General features: G+C 60.9%; 14 protein-coding genes. 6 read left to right on the top strand and 8 right to left on the bottom strand.

From position 1 onward, the window contains the following. The first annotated feature begins 88 nt into the window (after positions 1-88). The 3 genes from NQ034_RS07590 (at position 89) to NQ034_RS07600 (ending at position 2512) form a co-directional block, all read left to right on the top strand. On the top strand, positions 89-1840 hold the full coding sequence (locus NQ034_RS07590) for a DUF885 domain-containing protein (RefSeq protein WP_257048055.1): 1752 nt from the start codon (positions 89-91) through the stop codon (positions 1838-1840). Positions 1841-1901: 61 nt separating this feature from the next. Then, complete coding sequence (locus tag NQ034_RS07595; RefSeq protein ID WP_257048056.1) at positions 1902-2219, top strand: type II toxin-antitoxin system RelE/ParE family toxin; 318 nt, start codon at positions 1902-1904, stop codon at positions 2217-2219. Then, positions 2216-2512 (top strand): helix-turn-helix domain-containing protein, encoded by a 297-nt coding sequence (locus tag NQ034_RS07600; protein ID WP_257048057.1) that lies wholly within the window; start codon positions 2216-2218, stop codon positions 2510-2512. The genes NQ034_RS07595 and NQ034_RS07600 overlap by 4 nt, the downstream gene beginning before the upstream one ends. 315 nt (positions 2513-2827) lie before the next feature. On the opposite strand, the gene NQ034_RS07605 is transcribed toward NQ034_RS07600, so the two are convergent. Genes NQ034_RS07605 through NQ034_RS07625 form a run of 5 tightly spaced genes read right to left on the bottom strand, consistent with a single transcriptional unit; the run spans position 2828 to position 12694 of the window. Next, positions 2828-4588, bottom strand: a complete 1761-nt coding sequence (locus tag NQ034_RS07605; RefSeq protein ID WP_257048058.1) for a hypothetical protein — start codon at positions 4586-4588, stop codon at positions 2828-2830. Further along, positions 4585-7860: a type I restriction endonuclease subunit R gene (locus tag NQ034_RS07610; RefSeq protein ID WP_257048059.1), complete on the bottom strand. Its 3276-nt coding sequence runs from the start codon at positions 7858-7860 to the stop codon at positions 4585-4587. The genes NQ034_RS07605 and NQ034_RS07610 overlap by 4 nt, the downstream gene beginning before the upstream one ends. Positions 7861-7920: 60 nt before the next feature. Further along, entirely contained in the window at positions 7921-9066 is a 1146-nt protein-coding gene (locus NQ034_RS07615; RefSeq protein ID WP_257048060.1) for a restriction endonuclease subunit S, read from the bottom strand. Then, complete coding sequence (locus NQ034_RS07620; RefSeq protein WP_257048068.1) at positions 9063-10652, bottom strand: class I SAM-dependent DNA methyltransferase; 1590 nt, start codon at positions 10650-10652, stop codon at positions 9063-9065. Before NQ034_RS07620 ends, NQ034_RS07615 begins: the two co-directional genes overlap by 4 nt. A 2-nt stretch (positions 10653-10654) precedes the next feature. Continuing rightward, positions 10655-12694 (bottom strand): helix-turn-helix transcriptional regulator, encoded by a 2040-nt coding sequence (locus tag NQ034_RS07625; RefSeq protein WP_257048069.1) that lies wholly within the window; start codon positions 12692-12694, stop codon positions 10655-10657. Between the two features lie 172 nt (positions 12695-12866). Here NQ034_RS07625 and NQ034_RS07630 point away from each other — a divergent pair, with 172 nt between their 5' ends. From NQ034_RS07630 to NQ034_RS07640, 3 genes are all read left to right on the top strand, one after another. Then, positions 12867-13481 (top strand): hypothetical protein, encoded by a 615-nt coding sequence (locus NQ034_RS07630; protein ID WP_257048070.1) that lies wholly within the window; start codon positions 12867-12869, stop codon positions 13479-13481. 134 nt (positions 13482-13615) lie between these two features. Then, positions 13616-14584, top strand: a complete 969-nt coding sequence (locus NQ034_RS07635) for a hypothetical protein (protein ID WP_257048071.1) — start codon at positions 13616-13618, stop codon at positions 14582-14584. A gap of 61 nt (positions 14585-14645) precedes the next feature. Then, on the top strand, positions 14646-15497 hold the full coding sequence (locus NQ034_RS07640; RefSeq protein WP_257048072.1) for a hypothetical protein: 852 nt from the start codon (positions 14646-14648) through the stop codon (positions 15495-15497). Positions 15498-15961: 464 nt separating this feature from the next. Here the strand turns inward: NQ034_RS07640 and NQ034_RS07645 are convergent, their stop codons facing one another. From NQ034_RS07645 to NQ034_RS07655, 3 genes are all read right to left on the bottom strand, one after another. Then, positions 15962-17671, bottom strand: a complete 1710-nt coding sequence (locus tag NQ034_RS07645) for an AMP-binding protein (RefSeq protein WP_257048073.1) — start codon at positions 17669-17671, stop codon at positions 15962-15964. After that, positions 17671-18636: a cyclase family protein gene (locus NQ034_RS07650; RefSeq protein WP_257048074.1), complete on the bottom strand. Its 966-nt coding sequence runs from the start codon at positions 18634-18636 to the stop codon at positions 17671-17673. Before NQ034_RS07650 ends, NQ034_RS07645 begins: the two co-directional genes overlap by 1 nt. Before the next feature lie 175 nt (positions 18637-18811). Beyond that, positions 18812-19300 (bottom strand): HPP family protein, encoded by a 489-nt coding sequence (locus tag NQ034_RS07655; RefSeq protein WP_257048075.1) that lies wholly within the window; start codon positions 19298-19300, stop codon positions 18812-18814. Positions 19301-19382: the final 82 nt, after the last annotated feature.

Consider the following 19382-nt stretch of genomic DNA (forward strand, 5'->3'; position numbering starts at 1 on the left):
TTGCGTCATTTCAGCCTATCCTGAATGGCCATTCAGTTCCAGGGGGCCTGCTGCTGTGCGCGAGTGCGGGCCCCGATAGGGTGCAGGTATGAACTCTTCGAAGCCCGTTTCCGGCGTTGGTGCTGATGGCCGCGGAGCCGGCGTTGCTGCCGGCAATGCCGCCGGTCCGGCCCGCGTCCTGTCCGCGATCGACGCACTGGCCGATGAATACGCGGACCGGGTGATCGCCCGGATGCCCTCCTGGCAGGTCTACCTGGGAATCGAGGGGGACCCGGCAGGGCTGGACGACTACTCCCCGGACGCGGTAGACGCGGCGGCCGAGCTGAATGCGCAGACCCTGGCCCGGCTGGAGCAGATCGAGAGTTCCGCCGCCCCCGGAGCCTTCGACGAGGTCGACGCGGTCACCGCCGACGCCCTGCGCGAACGCCTGGGGCTGGCCGCCGATATGCATGCCGCCGGCCTGGATCTGGCGCCGCTCAACAACATCGAATCGGCCACGCAGTTCATCCGCAACACCTTCGACCTGCTGCCGAAGTCCACCGCCGATGACTGGGAGTCCAACGCTGCGCGGATGCACAGCGTGGCCGGCAGCCTGCGAGGCTATGCCGAGTCGCTGCGCCGGGCCGTAGCGGCAGGAAAGGCACCCACCCGCCGGCAGGTCGCCTCGGTCGTGGAGCAGACGGATGAGGTGACCCGGGGCGATGGCTTCTTCGACACCTTCATCGCAGGCGCCCCCGAGGCGCAGGCCGCCCGTCTGCGCACTGCGGCCGACGCCGCCAAGGCCGCCTACGGGGAACTGGCGGAGTTCTTAACGCGTGAGATCCTGCCGGCCACCGCGGCCGATGACGCCTGCGGGCGGGAGGACTACGCCCTGTACAGCAGGCAATTCCTGGGCGCCGAGGTGGACTTCGAGGAGACCTACGCCTGGGCACTGGACGAGGTCGAGCGGCTGCACGCGGCCCAGCAGGCCACCGCCGAGGCCCTGTACCCCGGCGCCACCGTCGCCGAGGCCATGGAACGGTTGGACCGGGAACCGGAGCGGATACTGCACGGGGCCGAGGAACTGCGGGCCTGGATGCAGGGGGTGGCCGACGAGTCGATCCGCGCGGTGAACGGGACGTACTTCGACATTCCCGAACCGCTGCAGCGCATCGAGTGCATGGTCATCCCCAATGGCTCGGGCGAGGTCTACTATTCGGGGCCGACAGACGACTTCTCACGCCCTGGCCGGATGTGGTGGTCGGTGCCGCGCGGGGTCACCGACTTCACCACCTGGCAGGAGAAGACGACCGTCTTCCACGAGGGGGTGCCGGGGCATCACCTGCAAATGGGTGGGGCGACGTACAACCGGGCCACGCTGAACAATTGGCGCCGCAACCTGTGCTGGGTGTCGGGGCATGGCGAGGGCTGGGCGCTGTACGCCGAGGCGCTGATGGCCGAACTGGGCTTTATGGACGAGCCGGGGGACTATATGGGCACCCTGGACTCGCAGATGCTGCGCGCCACCCGTGTGGTCGTGGACCTGGGCGTGCACCTGGGACTGGCTGCGCCGAAGTCAGTGGGCGGCGGGACCTGGGATGCGGACAAGGCCTGGACCTATCTGCGCGCCCACCTGGCCACCGTCGACACGTCCCTGCGGTTCGAGTGGACCCGGTACATGACCTGGCCTGGGCAGGCGGCCAGCTATAAGATCGGCCAGCGGATCTGGGAGCAATTGCGGGCAGACGCCCAGGGTGCTGCCGTTGCCGCGGGCCGGGCCTTCGACCTTAAGGACTTCCACTCCCGCGCTCTGGACCTGGGCTCGGTGGGCCTGAGCACCCTGCAGAAGTTCGTGGGGTAGCAACGCAAGCGAGGTCAAAATATCATTCGACATGTATATGCATCTGAAGTAATGTAGGGGTGTGGAAATATGGACGGTGGTCTACTCCGACGAAGTGCAAGCGTGGCTCGACGGCCTCACCGCTGGGCAGTACGCTACGGTGCGTCGAGTGGTTGCGCGTCTCGAGGTGGCGGGTAATATGCTTCGCATGCCGCTGTCGAAGCCGCTTGGTGAGGGGCTCTTCGAACTCCGCTTCAACTTGGAGAATAAGGCTCGGCGCATCACCTACACCTTTCAGCCAGAGCAGCGCATTATCACCCTGACTACCTTTTATAAGCAGAAGAACAACGAGCGTAGGGAGATTCTCCGCGCTCGCCGTGCACAGAAGGAGCAATCATGACTATCGAAGCCTCTGAATATCACGCCAAGCGTCTCGCGGCCATGCCTCCTGAGGAACGGGCAGAGTTTGATGTTGCTTCCGATGTTGCGGAGCTTTCCCTCGACCTTGCTCAGGCCATTTACGATGCACGGCATGAAGCGGGAATGACACAGGCACAGCTCGCTGCGGCGATGGGGGTTACGCAGTCCTATATTTCCAACCTCGAAGGCGGAGGTAGCCTCCCTACGCTCAAGACTCTGGCCCGGGTGGCTCGTTCCACAGGCGGACACCTGAGCGTCAAGTTCGCGGCTTGAACCGAGCAATCGTGCTTCTTGATCGGTAATTCGATGAAGCGCTGGTGTGGCCTCGCCGCAGACCAGCTGACGAGCTCCGAGGTCGTCAGCTAGTCCGAGGGTTCGTCAGTCGTCGTGGGATGACTGTTTGCGCTGGCCGCGACGATGCGCGGAAACCTCTGCGACCTTCCCATTGGGCATGCGCCGCTTGTGGGCACGGATGACGTGACCGGTGGACGTTTTAGTAGCTTCGACCGCTGGCTCTGGCTGGCCTGTGGTGTTCTCTGACACGGGGCTTGTTTGTGCGTCTGACATGGTTGTTCTCCTTCTGATTGGTTATTTGCGTTTTTTCCCGCCGGTCCGATAGGCGGATACCAGGGTATGTCCCCCGCTGGGAACTCGTCTCTTATACCCACGGGTATTATGAGGTTTCCTTTGTGTGGTTGGCTCCGGTGGTACTGAGATGGTTGTTAACTCTGGCGCGATAGCCCGGGCTCTGTCATTCTCAATTAGATGTTCGATTCGGTACACATCTGTAGGATAGAACTTATTTCCTGACACTTGTTCAGCTCGCCGCCAATATTCAGAAACACTTGTCTTGAATATCGATCCTGTTTCGCCAAAAACATATAGTATTGCGATATTTGTCAAGAGGCGCAATCTGCTGTTGGATCTGTCGCCAGTATCGTTATACGAGGAAAGTCCTAGCTGATCAATAGTGGACCCGGAAGAAAGTTGCACAATTCCGTTGGCCTGGAAGAACTGTACATAGAGGCGGCTTGCTCCGATGACAGATATGTCAATAATGGAGACATTCCCAGACCCGCCTCGCCATTTAACTGGGATTTTCTCACTCAGGTAAAGTCTCCAGTGCTTGTGAATTGTCAGTTCTTCAGCGAGGAAACGGGATGCTTGGTCGAGACGGACATCCTTAAGTGATTGAAACTGTCGCAGTATCTCTTTTGCAACAGATTCGCCTACCAGTACGACTGCACAAGGACGGGACCCCGAGGATACTACCTTAGTTTGAGGTATGCTCCCTGATAATGTGTTGATACCCCTAGTTTCTTGAAGTCGGGTGGGGTTGGAAGACTTGGTTTCTTTCTTGCTTAAGGATTGGGCTACTTCCGACCAGCCTACACTTGTGCATAGATCCGCGAGTGCTTTTTTCTTATTTCGGTCACCTGCGCATCTAACCAGAATTTCGGTAAAATCTTTTTTCCGTGAATTGGAAGATCCTCTTAAGCGAATCTGCACCGTCATTTCCCTGAGCCTCGCTTGTGCGCCGGGAGAGTTTCGTAGTCCTGCTGTTGTTATAAAATCTGCTTGGTCAACCCAAGGCAAGGTTTTAACCCGGGACTGTAGTGCAGACCACAAGATTGAGCTAAGCTCGGTCGATTGTAATCTGGAAATTTCGGTAGGCCAGTCAAAAAGCGGGTTGAATGGCATAGTATGGGCAAAATGGTAGCTTATTACGTCGGCGGGACTTCTCCTGCTGCGAGTCACTGGCGCATGCCCGAGCTGCATGCTCCTGAAGCTTTGCTTGTCAAGAAATTCATTGTACTGAGTGATTATCGCATCTGGGGTGAATGGCTCAGGATTGATAGAGTATACCAGGTCTGCAAATTCGTTCCATCCTAGTCTGTCTGAGATTTCGGAAATTAAGTCATATTCTTTAATCAATTTCGAAATGCGACGTTCGACTTCCTCAACTTGTTCCTTGTTGTAGGGGTTTGATTTGCGAATCAGGTTTTGTATAGCGGTGTTGGTGTGGGTGTTTGGTGATGCGGTAAGGCTGAGGATGAAACGTGCCTGATCCCACCAGCTCTGTGTTTTTACTCTGAGAGATAGGCCAAGCGCTAATGCTGTGCGTAAGGGTGAGTCCGGGAGTGCTATTGTCTCAGATATCCAGTCGGTTTGAACAGGCATGGCGCATATTGTCTGAAAGTCATTAGCCAGGGCGTCGAGGAGCTCTCTGTCTTTAAGGGTCCGGTACGAGTCAAATCGCGTGGTGCTGGTTCGGATCTGGAACTGGTCCAGGAAATTTCGATACTGCTTGATGAGGACGTTGGCTTCGACCCGCTGCTCACCCATCACTGTGCCCTCTTCTTCGCTAGCTGTTCCATTTGATCAATGACCGCGTCCATGGCCTCTTTGCGCCGATCCGGCGGGTACTTGTACTTGGCCAGCAGGATCTTGACCGATGACCTGAGTTTGGCACGGACATCGTCGCGCACAGTCCAGTCCGTCTTGACGTCCTGGTTCATGATCTTCACCAATTCCCTGGCGATCTGCGCCAGGACATCGTCACCCTGCAGCTCAACCGCGGATTCGTTGTCGGCCAAGGCATCGTAGAAAGCCAGTTCGCTATAGGCCAGTGGGGGATCGAAGTGGTCACCGCGGGTCGCCTCGGCTGCAACGTCCTTGGCCATTGCGATCAGTTCCGCCATGACCTCGGCACTGGTCAGCTGCTGGTTCGTATAGCGGTTCATCAGCTCCTTGATCCGTTCGGCAAAGGCCTTCTGCCTGGTCAGGTTGTTGTGGGTCAGCCGGTCGGATTCGCGCACCAACTCATTGCGCAGCTCTTCTATCGCCAGATGAGCCTGGTCCGGATCCTCGACTCGCTTGCGCAGCTCGGGCGCAAGCTCGGTAATCGACTGTGTCTCCAAGCCTGCCAGCGCATAGATGTCGATGACCTCGCCGGTCTGCGTCGCGCCCTCCATCAGAGAGGCCAACAGGCGCTCGACGTCCTCGGGGACGGGCTGTCCCTCGGCCTGGCGTTCCTGGGCGTCGTACTTCGCCATCCACACGCGGACTTCTTCGTAGAAGCGCACGTCCCGGGTCAGTGCCTTCTCCTGGTCCAGGTCGCCTCCGGCCAGAGCCCAAGCGCGGGCTAACTGCCCGGCACGCTCCCGGAACCGACCGGCTAAGGTTGGGGTTGAGGACTCTTCGCCCTCCAGCCCCGAAGCACCTACAGCCTGGTCCACTTTGTCGTCGGCATTTCCACGGTCAGGCGCACCGAGTCCGGCCACGTGTTGGTTTGCCGGCTTGCGCAGGTAGTTCGTCAGTTTCAGCACGGTGCGGATCCAGACGGAATTGCCCTGTTCATCCAAGGCCGTGCGCCAATCAAAGCCGGCGCACAGGGTGTCCAGTTCCGCCAGGACCTGGCGGACGGTTTGCTGCGCCTGAGTCGTGTCGCGCCCGACAGGCTTCTTCCGTTGATCCGTCTCCGTATATTCGGCCAGGGCGTCCTGCAGGTTTTGGGTGATCGGCGCATAGGCCACAAGTAGACCCGCGGGTTTGTCCCTGAACGTCCGGTTGACCCGGGCCAGGGTCTGCATGAGCAGCGCACCCTTGAGTGGCCGGTCCACATACAGGGTGTGCAGCGGGGGAGCGTCGAATCCGGTGAGCATCATGTCCTTGACGATGACCAATTCCAGCTCATCGTCGGGATCGCGCAGACGGTTCTGAATCGCCTGATTCTGCGCCTGCCTGCGGCGGTGCTCAGTTACAATTCCCTGGTCGGTAGCGTCGGACGAATAAACGACCTTGACCTTGCCGTCATCCACCCCGGCGGAGCCGCTGGCTCCCTCCCACGAAGGCTCAAGGGCGATGATCTCCTTGTACAGCCTGGCGCAGATCTCACGGGTGGCGCACACGATCATCGCCTTGCCGCCCGTTGGGTGTCCCGGGGTGGACAGGAATCCCCGCATCGCCTCAGACCGGACCTTCCAATGCGACACGATGTCCCGGGCCAGCACCTTCAGGCGCTTGGGATCACCATAGACCGCGTTGATGACGGCAACTGACCTTTCGACCTTTTCGCGCTCCACGTCGTCGAGACCGACAGTGGCCTCATCCGCGGCGTTGTTCAGATCGTCTTCCGAAACGTCATCGCCCAGTCCCATGGACACCAGACGGGGTTCGTAGATGACGGGGACCGTCGCCCCATCCTCCACGGCGCGGGTCAGATCGTAGATGTCGATGATCGGGCCGAACACGGCTTCGGTGTTCCTGTCCGCGAATGAGATCGGGGTACCGGTGAAGGCGATGAACGACGCATGCGGCAGCGCGTCGCGGATGTGCCGGGCATAGCCGTCGAGGTTGTCGTAGTGGCTGCGGTGGGCCTCGTCGACGATCACGATGATGTTGTGCCGCTCGCTCAGCCGAGGATGGGACAAGCCATTGTCCCTTTCCGCCTTGGTCAGGCCGAACTTCTGCAGAGTGGTGAAGAAAATCCCGCCGGTGGCTCGAACGCTCAGCTGCTCCCGAAGCTGGGAGCGGGTCTCGATGCGGATAGGGGATTCGCCCAGCAATTGCGAGGACGCGAACCCGTCGAACAACTGCGAATCCAGTTCTGTGCGGTCGGTGACGACCACCAGCGTGGGGTTCTTCAGTTCGGGCTGGCCGGCCACCAGGTGCGCGTAAAGTTCCATCTCCATGGACTTGCCACTGCCCTGGGTGTGCCAGACGACGCCCACCTTGCCATCGTTGCGCACGGCATCGACCGTGTTGCCCACCGCCTTCGTCACCGCGAAGTACTGATGCGGCTTGGCGACCCGCTTGACCAGACCATCAGCACCCTGGGAGAAGGACACGTAGTTCTTCACGATCTGATTGAAGCGCTCCTGGTTGAACAGGCCGTCGGTGAGCACCTCGATGGGCAGATTGGTGTTGTCGTCCTTGGGGTCGGCGCCCAATGGTACGGGCACACCGTCATCGTCGACATTCCACGGGCTGAAGTGGTTCAGCGGCGTGAACGGGGTCCCGTACTCGGCCTGCAGACCATTGCTGATCACAGAGAGGACGGGACAGGTGAAGGCATCGGGGAATTCCTGCAGATAGGTCTGCAGCTGGGCGTGCGCGTCCGCGATGGTCGCCGACTCCGACCCAGCCCGCTTGAGCTCCACGAGCACCAACGGAAAGCCGTTGACGTAGAGCACGATGTCGAAGCGGCGTTCGTGGTCGCGGTCGCGGATGGTTACCTGGTTGACCGCCAGGTAGTCGTTGTCTTTGACCCTACTGCTCATCAAACGGATCGTCGGGTTCTGCTCGATTCCCTCGGAATCGACGTAGCTGATTCCGCGATAGCCATCCGTCAGCGCCTGATGGAAACGGAAGTTCTCATGTAGGGCGTCCGAGCTGGCGGTGGCCAGGACCTCTTTGAGTGCTTCCTCCAGGTACCGACCGGGGACGGTCGGGTTGAGTTTGCGCACCGCGGCCGAGGCCCTGGCCCGGATTACCGGGTCGGCCCAGGTAACGCGCCCATCGGGTGCGCCGGGGGCTACGTCCTTGCCTGCCATGGTCTCCCAACCATGGTCGTACAGGCGGTTCAGCATGAACTCTTCCCAAGCATCTTCGGGGATCATCGGTGCTCCTTTGCAGAGGTTCGGGCACGGGTGGGTTCGTGCCCGAACCTCATATGGTCCTTATACGGCGTCCGAGGCGATGGCTTCGGCGTCCTTAACTGTGATCTTGCCAGACATGAGCAAGGGCAGCAGCTCGTCTCGGGTCCTGGCCAGGGCTGTGGATTCCCCATCTACCGCTGAAATGGATGCTTGGAAGGAGGCCGCAAGATTAGAAATCGTCCCTATCTGCTCGCTGGATGGAATCATTATTGGTTGTGAATATGCCTCATCTCTATTCAGCCCTGGTACAGCAGAATCAGAATTCAGGCCAGTGAAGTCGACAGTTTTCACTAGTCTATAAAGTAGTTCATTTGAATAGGGTAGGGAGGATTCGACAAAATATGCGGTATCTATAGGATAGTGAGGGCCATTGACCCAGTATGTGGCGCCTACTGTCCCCTTTCGGCCGATCACTGTTCCCGAATTTTTGACCAAGTAAGTGTCGTGGTAACCGGATATTCCTCCGCTTCCGACCACTGGAATATCTCCTGGGTTACGCAGTTTTGCCGGGAGTGATTTTCCATAGTTAAGAGTGAGAATGTCGCCTACCATCATTCTTTTCCCCTGTGCGACAATTTGATAGACGAGGGCATCAATGAGGGCATCCAACTTTTTTGCGACTCGTTCGTTGGCGGCGATTTTGTCGTCGAGCGCTCCCAGCACCTCGGCAATCGCCTGCTGCTCGTAGAGTGCAGGAATAGAAAGGGGAACGGCTGACAAAATTCCCGTGTTTAAATTGAGCATGGTGGCGCCTACTGCATGTTTACGAATCCACGTGCGCGACTGTTCAAGGCCCAAAGCGTACGAAATAAATCGCGAATCGTGTACGTTCTGGTCCTTAATTCTAACTCGCAGGCAACCGGTGCCGCACAGCCAACCAACGTTCGACTCACGGACGAGTGCACGTCTCTCGACGTCGCCGCGCCGTGAATAGACTATGTCTCCATAGGCCAGTTGGTGACGGGACAGACGGCTGACGTCATCTACGCCAATTCTTGCAATGTTCTCAGTGGTGATGACGTTGTCGCCGATGTCCTGCGGCATGACCACAGGAATGCCCTCGGCGACATAGTCAGATGCATGTAATTGTGATCCAAAAGGTCCGGTCTGGATGCCTCCATCAGCTTGACTGCAGATCTCGCCTAGAGTGACAGTCTCCCAGCTCATCCCAGCCTCCCCAGCTGTTCGCGCACGACACGCTCCAGGCGGGCGGACTCGTCGAAGGCCTCGGCCAGTTCCTTCTTCAATCGGGCGATCTTCTGATCGATCGGCTCCAAGTCCTCCGGCGCCGGTGGGGCACCGACATAGCGGCCAGGAGTCAGCGCGTAGCCGGCAGCCTGGATGTCTGCCAAGGTGGTGGACTTGCAGAAGCCCGGCACGTCCTCGTATTCGGCATCGTCGTCCGAGGTGCCCATCCACCGGTGGAAGGTACCGCTGATCAGCTTGATGTCCTCGGGGCTCAGATCGCGTTCCGCACGGCTGATCATGTGCCCCATATCGCGGGCGTCGATGAACAGAGTCTGACCTTTGCGTGATCCCTTGTCTTTGGCGAAGAACCATACGCACACCGGGATGCCGGTGGAGCGGAACAATTGGGTGGGCAGTGCCAGCATGCAGCTGACCAAGTCAGCCTCCACGATCTGCGCGCGGATATCACCCTCGCCGCCGGAATTCGACGACATAGAACCATTGGCCATGACGACTGCGGCCTTGCCCGAGTCGTTCAGCTTCGAGATGATGTGCTGAATCCACGCATAGTTCGCATTGCGGGCCGGCGGCACGCCGTAGGCCCAGCGCGGATCGTCCTCCCGGCGCACCCACTCCTTGAGGTTGAATGGCGGGTTTGCCATGACGAAGTCCATCTTCACATCCGCGTGGATGTCACGGGCGAAGGTGTCGCCCCAGCGTGCGCCCAGCCCTTTGTTGCTCATCTGGTGGATCGCCAGATTCATCTTTGCCATCCGCCAGGTTTCCTCATTGGATTCCTGGCCGAAGATGTTGATGCTCTGCGGATCGCCGCCGCGGTCGGCGATGAATTCCTCCGACTGGACGAACATGCCGCCGGAACCGCAGCACGGATCGTAGACCCGGCCACTGTACGGTTCCAGAACCTCGACCAGGGTGCGGACCACCGAACGCGGGGTGAAGAATTCCCCACCGCGCTTGCCCTCGGCCCTGGCGAATTCCGCCAGGAAGTATTCGTAGACCTCGCCCATCAGGTCGCGGGCGCGGTGTTCCCCCTGGGCGGAGAACCGGGTGGAGTTGAACAGGTCGATCAGTTCACCCAGGCGGCGCTGGTCGATATTGTCCCGGTTGTACAGACGTGGCAGCGTGTCCTTGAGCGACGGGTTGAAGGCCATGAGCCGTTCCATCGCGGAGTCGATCAGCGAACCGATCGTCCTGTCCGGTTCACCATCTTGACCTTTCAGACCCTTGGCATGCTGGGCCAGGAAGGTCCAGCGGGCCTCGTCCGGGACCAAGAAGACACCAGATCCCTCGTACAGGTCAGGGTCGACCGAGAGGGTTGCCAGGTCCTCTTCGTCTGTGATGCCTTCGGCGGCTAGACGGTCCTTGACGATCTGCTGCTGTTCATCGAAAGCATCGTTGACGTACTTGAGGAAGACCAATCCCAGGATGACGTCCTTGTACTGGCTGGCGGACAGAGAACCGCGCAGCCGGTCCGCTGCTTTCCATAGTGTCGCCTTGAGCTCAGCCATGGTGCTGGGCGCATGTGGAGACTTTTTCTTGGCCATGTTCAGTTGGTGCCTTCCTGTTCCTCCGCGCCGACCCATCCGGACCGGTCAACGATGTTCAGCGTGCCGTCGGAGATCCCCGCAATGAGGTGTTCACTCAGTGAGGAAGCGGCGGCGAGCCGTTGGTTCAATTCTGTTCTATACGCTTGGGCATCCCGCAATGCGGACTCCAAGGCCTCCGCCTGGTCGGTGGGGATCAGCGAGATCTGCCAGGCCAGGTGTTCGGTGCCGGTCTGGCGGTTGATCTGATCCGCCAGGGCATGCGGTCCCACCGTGCGTTTCTGGGGGCGATGTTCGACGATTTGCCCGGCCGCATCCACCTCCGGCTCCGCGGGTGGGTCCTTGTGTACCCGCAGGATTCGGCTGGGACTCATGACGATGGAACCACCTGTCTCATCGACATGGGCTGCCGGTGGATTGCATGTGAAGACCACATCGCCGGGCTCCGTATGTGCTGCTTGCGGGTAGGCCTTCGTCGCGTCGATGGGGTCCAAGTAGAACAAAGGTGTTTCGGATCCGGCGCTGCGCACGGGGACTGTCCCGTTGGAGTCGGAATCCCGAGGATCGATGCGGCTGCCGTTGATCCGCTTGATCTGTGTTTGACGCTTGCCTCCCTTGGTGTCATGGAATCCCAGCAACTGGCCCAAAGGTACGGTCGGAAGCCGCATATGACCGGGTGCGGGCTGCACCGCGACGTCCAAGCAAGGTGCGGATGTGGACGCAGTGAGCACTGTGGCGGCCTGCACCTGATCGATGTGCGTGGTCGTCTCCAACCCGAACCGTTCGGCTATGGCTCCAGCGGGGACTACCGGATGGCCGCTGAAGATGTCGGCTGCACTGTAGCCCTGCAGATATTTGAACGACCGGCCGGAGCTCTGTGCAGTGCCGGCATCCGCTGGATGAATCAAGTGAAGGACTGCAGCCAGATCATTCTGTAGTTCGGTGAGGTCGATGCGCTGGTCGACAAGGTCGGCGACATACGGGTGCTTGATGCCCCCGGTCCCATCCAACAGCCACAGTCCCATGGCCTGGTTGACGGATTCCTTCCACCAGCCCCGGGGCAGGCGCAGGGCCGCTGCCAGACGTCCACTGTTCGATGAGTGCGTGGCGCGGAGGGCCACTGCGCGGTCCTCGGCCGTTGCTCGGTTCTCCGGACGCTCGCAGAGCATATCGGCCGGTCCGATCACGATGGCCCTGTCCTGATCAGTCAGGTTGAGGGCCAAGTCGTCAATAGCGGAGAACACTGACTCGCGGGGGAGTCCATGCACTGACATGATGGCGCAGCATGGGTCCGAATCCGGCGTCGCCAGGGGAATTCCGGTGATATGGGCCCGCAGTCTGGTCAAGCGTTCCTGCGTGGTATCGGTTGCTTCGGTTTCGGAGTCGGCGGCTTTCATCTGCAGGCCGGCGCACATCTTCGCCCTGGTTATCGGGAGGAAGTCCGGGGAATCGACAGACACCGTGACGGGGGACCCACTTGCGTCAATGACAGCGCACAGCGCGTCCATAAGGTCGTCTGTAAAGCCGCGCTTGCCCTGGTTCCTGGCGATCCGGCCAGCATCCAGACGGGCCAGTGCATCGTTTGAACCATAGGAGGCGGAGTACAGCCCGTCGACGAATTGCAGCTCTTCAGGGGTGAACTCCGCGTCCAGGGCTTCCGAGAACAAGAAGGAGTCCTCCGGGTCCAGCTCTACAGCAAGAGTGACCAGCGCATCGGGCGGAAGGTTGACCAGGTCATCGGGCGCAGCAGTCCGCAGAGCGAGTAGCACCAGCGCGGTGGCCTCGGCGATAGCCGGTTCGGGGAGTGCCAGGGAGGGTGCGTCCTCGGCGAATTCGGGGTTGTTGCCCCTTTCCGTTTTGCGTAGCCATGCTGTCACGTCGTCGTAGGCGAAGCGCTCCACGCCGGAGTGACGGGATACGGGGGAGGGGAAGGGGACGTGGGCGCCACGGATGGTGTCGCGGCGGCGCCACTGGGAAACGGCTGGGCGGGACACCTGTGCCAGATTGGCGATGTCCTGCATGGTCAACAACTGTGCCGTCACGATTCCTCCTTCCTGCGGCGGGCTTATCGATATCAACAGTAGTGGAAAAGTGTGTGGATGAGACTCGAAAAAGTGTTAAGGGGGCTTAACGGAATAGCTGAGGACAAATGAGCATGGTCTGTCCCACGATGGATACCGATCAACACACATTCGCTTCCCGGAAGGACCTACTATGAAGACCTCGAAGACCCTCATCACCCGCATGTCGGGCACCCTGGCCGCTATTGCATGCAGCGCGCTCATGCTGACCGGTTGCGGAACCGGCCTAGACTCCAGCACGCCGGTCAAGGACATCGACGAAGTGGCGGACGCACCGGTGGAGACCGGAGCTGGTGCTGCGCCGGCCGGCGATGACGCGCTCTCCGGTGATGCCGGGGAGTCGGACGTCAAGGCATTCGGCGAAACCTGGACCTACGACGACGGACTCGCGGTCACCATCAAGTACTTGGGATCCGGTCGGGTCACGTCATCGGGAATCGGCGCTGAGGACAGCGGCGGTGCCCTGCAGAAGTTCTCCATCACGGTGAAGAACGGTTCGGACAGGACTTTTGACGGAAGGCTTGCATCCATTGATTCCGTCTCTGTCGGCGATGAGGGAACAGAGGCCCAAGAGGTCTTCGATACTGCCGGTGGTCTGGAAGGGGCCGACTTCTCCAAGATCCAGGCGGGGCGTAAGCAGACGCGCACTGTGGCCTACGGGATCAAGGGCGCTGAGACCGTTCAGATCGAGTTCAGCGCGGGTAGCTCCTACGCATCAGTGCTCTACGAAGGAAAGTTGAAGAAATGAGTTGTGTGCGGTTCCAGTCCGCCAGAGGGCCATAGAAGACGTAAAGACCTCGGCAGCACCACCGCGCTATAGAGCACATCAAGAGAAGAAGAGGGAACCGAACCGACAGGCACCATCGAACGGAAGGCAAGAACATGAACGACTTTGTGGAAAGCATCGCCAGCGGAACGATCTCGGCGATCCTAGGCGCACTGTTCGTCGCAGCGCTCCCGCTGGGCAACAAGATGGGTTTCACCCACGAACCGCCCAGCTCGGGCAAACAGGTCAAGGCGAAGAACAAGGACGGGCAACAGGCCGTCGTCACCGATAACTCGGGAACGGTCGATATCGACCAGACACAGAACCACACGACAATCCAGAGAATCCAGTACAACATCCGGCACTCTGTCGGATATACCAGCGGTGGCCAACCGGGCATGAGCAACGGCATGTTGGCTCTGGTGATTGTTCTGCTGCTGGTCGCGGCAGCAGCATTCGGACGCTTCTTCATCCCCGTCCTGGGCGGCATGGTTGGTGCGGCGCTCATGCTGACCGTGGTCACCATCCGGTTCCTGGTGTCCGACCGACGACATGCGAAGAGTCCGCAGACCGCATATGTCGTGGTCGAACTGTGCTTGTCGATCATTGCGACAGTGCTGTTGGGATACTTCATCTTCCAGTTCAGCTGGGACGGCAAGACGATGGTCGATGTAGCCAATGCCTTGCACGATGTCACAGTGGTGCCCAGCATCAATGATGGCGTTCTGCCCTGGATTCTGTCCTTCACTATTGAACCGCCGGCGGAGCTATTCATCCGCGATCCGCAGCTGCTGGTGATGGCCCTGCTCGCACTGGTCGGACTGACAATGACTCTGCTTCTCGATGTGAGCGCCGCGTTGTCACTTGTCGGTTGGGACGCCTATAGCCGGATGAGTCAGAGTCTTTCGCGGTTCTCCTGGGTGACTAAAGCAGCACAGAGCTTTGAGACTACTACTTGGAAGTCTGTCCTGGTTCTGCTGGTCGTGTTCGCGCTGGAGATGGGCTTCCTTTTCGGATTCCCGTCCGTGCTAGACGGGTCGTTCATCGAAGTGGTGCTGGGGCCGGCGGCGAGTGCTGTCCGGTGACGGAACAAAGGTCGGCGGAGGGCAGAATCTCCTGTGGCCGCACCAAGAAGGGTAAGAGAGGATGAAGAAGATGGAAGCGTTGACTCATGAAGCACTGAAGTTGGCAGTCTGGATGGCCGAACACGGGGTGTCCAGTGCCAAGGTTTCGGACGGTGACCTCGCGCTGGAGAACAAAGCCGCTGCGGAACAGAAACTGTTCGAGCGGGGAGTCGTCTCTGGGGAGAAGGACCTGACCGGTCAGCGTGATGTGCACCTGAAGCCTGGTCAGGACGTCGTCCTCAGGCGGAAGGCGAATCAGGTCCGACGCGACGAGATCGGACTGGGGATCTTGGCGGTACTTGAGGAAGACCGAATTGGGGGTTCTGCGGACGAGCTGGCTGCCCATCTGGCGGGTGCTGTCCGCCCAGCCGTCTCTGTGGGCGAATGCGAGCAGGAGGTTCAGGAACTGGAAGAAATGGGAATGGTTAAAGTTTTGGCCTCTTGGGGAGTCCCCTTGGTGCGGTCCTCAATCGAGCGGCGTGGCCGCCGGTGTCTGGAATCCGGCTATGGTCCAGAGGATTTCGACAAAGTGGAAGGAAACCACATGGGAACCAACATCAACAACAACTTCACTGGCAGCAGTATTGCCGCAGTGTCGCAGGGTGACCACAACACGTTGAACACTCAGCAGAACGTGAACACTGACCTGCAGACGGCATTGGACATCGTTGCCGGTATTCGCGCAAAGGTGGCCGAGGCGGCACCCGAACAAGCAGAGCTGGTCGACGGGATCGAAGATGGCCTGAAGACCGGTAAGGGAAAAAAGTTCATCTCAGCACTGGGCACCGGCTTGGCCGGGGCACTCGGTGGTGAACTGGGGCAGTGGGTGTTCGAGCAGATTCAGACCTTGCTCGCACTCCCACTCTTCGGCTGAAGTACCCGACTTTCAGGGCAACGCTTGACTAGCTAGGCGCTCGACCGCATGCTCATACCAGTCACCCGTTACGACGGGACAGGAAGAAAGCCTCAGGCACCAGTAGGACGATTGGTGCCTGAGGCTTTCGTCGTTACCGCTAGTTTTAAGAGGCCAGACAGATCGCCGACCACCAGGCGATTGGAAACGTGTGCCCGGCGGGGGCCGTGCGGGCATAGGCGGTTCCTCCGATGAACCTGAGTCTTAAAAAGACTTAAAAAACTTAAAATTCTAGCAGTGGATCGGCGGTTTGGGCCTGCCGGCGTGCCGGTTTCGAGGCTTTGGAACCAGCGGCGGCTCATTCCCGTCCGTGCGGCCAATTGCGTTCAACGGTATAGGCGCATGATGCTGCGCTTTCCTATGGAAGCGCAGCATCATGCGCTTGCGATGACCGGCCGGCGCTCCCGCCTCGCCGGGACAGCCCGCTACTGATCCCGCAGCACCCGGCGCAGGATCTTGCCGGTGGCGGTCTTCGGCAGCTCGTCCACGACCTCGACCTGGCGTGGGTACTTATAGGCCGACATGTGCTCCTTGCCGTAGGCCACGATCTCCTCCGGCGTCGCAGTCGTCCCGGCCTTCAGGGCCACGAAGGCCTTGACCGTCTCCCCGCGGTACTCGTCGGGCACGCCGACGACCGCGACCTCGGACACGGCCGGATGACCGTAGAGCACATCCTCGACCTCGCGCGGCCACACCTTGTAGCCCGAGGCGTTGATCATGTCCTTCTTCCGGTCCACCAGGTAGAACCAGCCGTCGGCGTCCTTGAACCCGATGTCCCCGGTCTTCAACATTCCGTCGTGGAAGGTTGTCGCATTGGCGTCCGGCCGGTTCCAATAGCCCGGGATGATCTGCGGGCCCGCTGCCGCCAGCTCACCATAGGTGCCGTCGGGCACAGGGTTGCCGTCGTCGTCGAGCACCTTCACGGTCGTATCGTAGATCGCCTTGCCCAGTGCCAGCGCACCCGATTCCGGATCCACCGGTGCCCGCTCGCCCTGTGGCACGGCGACCACGGGCGATGCCGTTTCGCTCATTCCGAAGGCCCCGTGGATGTACGCTCCGAAGATCCCCTCCAGCCGATCCTGCAGTGCAGGGGCGATCGGCGCCCCGCCCGAATACAGGACCTTGAAGGACGCGAAGTCCGGGGAGGGTCCACCATCGGCACCCGCCTGCACCTGCGGGCAATCCGCCAGGGCCATGAGCGCTGTGATCGCACCGATCGTGAACACCGGCTGCCACCGGCGTACCGATTCGAGCATGACCTCGGGCTGGAACCGGTGGCTGAGCACCACCGGCGCACCGATCCGAATCGCCAGGGTGATGTGCCCGACCAGCCCCGTGATGTGGAACAGCGGAGCGATGCCGAGGATCGGCTCACCGGCCTGCAAGCCCGTGAACCCGACATAGGACTCCGAATTGAAGGTCAGGTTCCCGTGCGTGTTCATCGCACCCTTGGGCTTGCCCGTAGTGCCCGAGGTGTAGGACAGTACCGCGACCGACTCGCCCGTCAGGCCCGGGTCGGGCAGCTCGCCGCCGGGTGCGGCGGCCACAGGGCCGGGGGCGACCTCGACCACGGCAACGCGCTCGCAGTCACCGGCGCCGGGCAGGTCCAACTCGACACCCAGACCTTCGGGCAGTGCGACCTCGGTGATCGGGGGAACCGAACCGGCGGGAGCGTCGGTGCCCAGCGGCGACCAGGCGCGGTGCGCGCCGATCAGCGCGAACTCGACGGCGGTATCGCCCACCACTCCGGCGGCCACGGACTCCCACAGGTCGGGGATAGTGACCAGGGCCTTGGCCCCGGAATCCTCCAGATGGTAGCGCAGCTCATGGGCGGTGTTCATCGGGTTGATCGGCACCATCACGCCGCCCACCCGCCAGATCGCGACCAGGGCCAGCAGGAACAGCGGATCGTTCTGCAGATACAGCGCAACCCGATCGCCCCTGCTGACGCCGCGGCGGTGGAGCTCGGCGGCGATGACCCGCACGCGGGCATCGGCCTGCGCGAAGGTGAGCGTGTCCTCGAAGGAGTGGATGAACGGACGCTCGCCGTGTTCTGCCACGGTCGCATCCCACATGGCCGGCATGGTGTCGTGCGGCGGTTCGAGGTGCGTGGAGAACGGAAGCGTCGCACCCATCAGCGGATCGCCACCGGGTTGACAGGGGAGCCCGAGGCACGGTTGATCTTCAGCGGGGCCGCAACGTAGAAGAAGTCCCACTTGCCGTCCGCGGCGCAGGCCGCCGCCAGCTTCTCCAGGTCGCAGATCTCGGAGAAGACCACGCCCAGATTGCGCATCAGCGCATTGTGCAGGGTCAGGGATACCCCGGTGTCCGGGTCGGTGGTGACCTCGTTGCCGATCAGGTCGGTGACCAGGTTGGGGATCTCCATGTCCTGGAACCACTGGACGAGTTCGGGGGAGTACTGCAGGCCCGGCTCGCAGAAGTCCTCGTAGAAGGCGTCGCCCTGTTCGAAGAACAGCTGCAGGTGGTTGGTGCGGATGACCAGGATGTCGTGCTTCTCAATGGTCACGCCCTGCTGTGCAGCCGCGGCCATCAGGTCGTTGTGGTCGAAGGTCTTGCGTGCCGGCAGGGCGTCGACGCCGAAGTAGCGGGCCATGTCGATGAGCACACCGCGTCCGGCCACGCCGCGTTCGGCGATGGGTTCGACGCTGGCCTTGTCCAGGCCGCCCACGGTGGTGCGGGCGTCGTAGCCGTTGTAGATCTTCCCGCCGTACCAGACATGGCCCAGCGCGTCGTACTGCGTGGAGCCCTGCAGGAAGGCGTGCATGGTGTCGTCGGCGTAGTGCAGGCCGCCGGGGAACTGGGGTGCGCCCTCGCCGTCCCAGCTGGCTTCGTCCCACACCATTTCAACGGTGGCGGGTTCGCGGCCGGGCCACACGGGGTCGCCCTTGGGATCGCCGATCAGGCGCTGCAGGGTGAACAGGTCGCCGGAGTTCACGGACTTGATGCCGCGCAGGACCTCGGCGTTGGTCAGGTAGTTCAGAGAGCCGACCTGGTCGTCCGGTCCCCACTTGCCCCAGTTGGTGGGTGAGTCGGCCAGTAGTTCGGTCAGCTCGGGTGCTTTCTTGGTGCTATCGGTCATCATCGACCCCTTTCGGACAACGTCGTCGTTATCTGTGCACTTCCGGATTCGGGCAGTTCGTCTTCGAAACAGCCTTCAAACCGGCCGAACGTACGTTCGGTGTTTAGACACTAACAAGAGATGGGCGGCTTTGGGAAGTGATGGCATGTGGCGGGGCGGTGGAGAACCGTTTGGCCTATGCGGTCCTTCGCCTGGCCAGGAATGCCCGGTAGGCGGCACCTGCGGCTGCCAGAACCACTGCGCCCACCAGGACGGGCAGCAGCAGATACGACCAACCGGCGCCGGCGGTGATGACGACGATGGGGGTCCCGCAGGCCGGAGGATGGGCGATCCGCAGCAGTCCCATCGTGGCGATGGACAGGGTGATCGCGATGGCGATCGCCCACCAGGCGTGTGGCAGGAGGAAACGGACGGCCAGTCCGATGACGGTCGCACTCAGATGCCCGCCCAAGACGTTGATGGGCCGTGCCAGGGGAGAATCCGGGACGAGGAAGATCAGTGCCGCCGAGGACCCGAAGGCCGCCGCCAGCAGGGGTTGACCGGTGAGGGTGGCGAGTAGTCCCAAGCCGGCGATGATGATTCCCGCACCGAGCGCACCCGAGACGACCTGGAACGGGGAGACCGGGGGTTGGGTGCGGGTGATGAGAGTGCGCCAGGTGCTCACCGGGATGTCCTTTCAAGCGATGCGTTTAACACCGTAGCCCAGTCATTGTCACCTCCGGCTATGATCGGGCTGTTCGGACGCC

The organism is Brevibacterium moorei (assembly GCF_024580735.1).
In the GTDB taxonomy this organism is placed as follows: Bacteria; Actinomycetota; Actinomycetes; order Actinomycetales; family Brevibacteriaceae; genus Brevibacterium; species Brevibacterium moorei.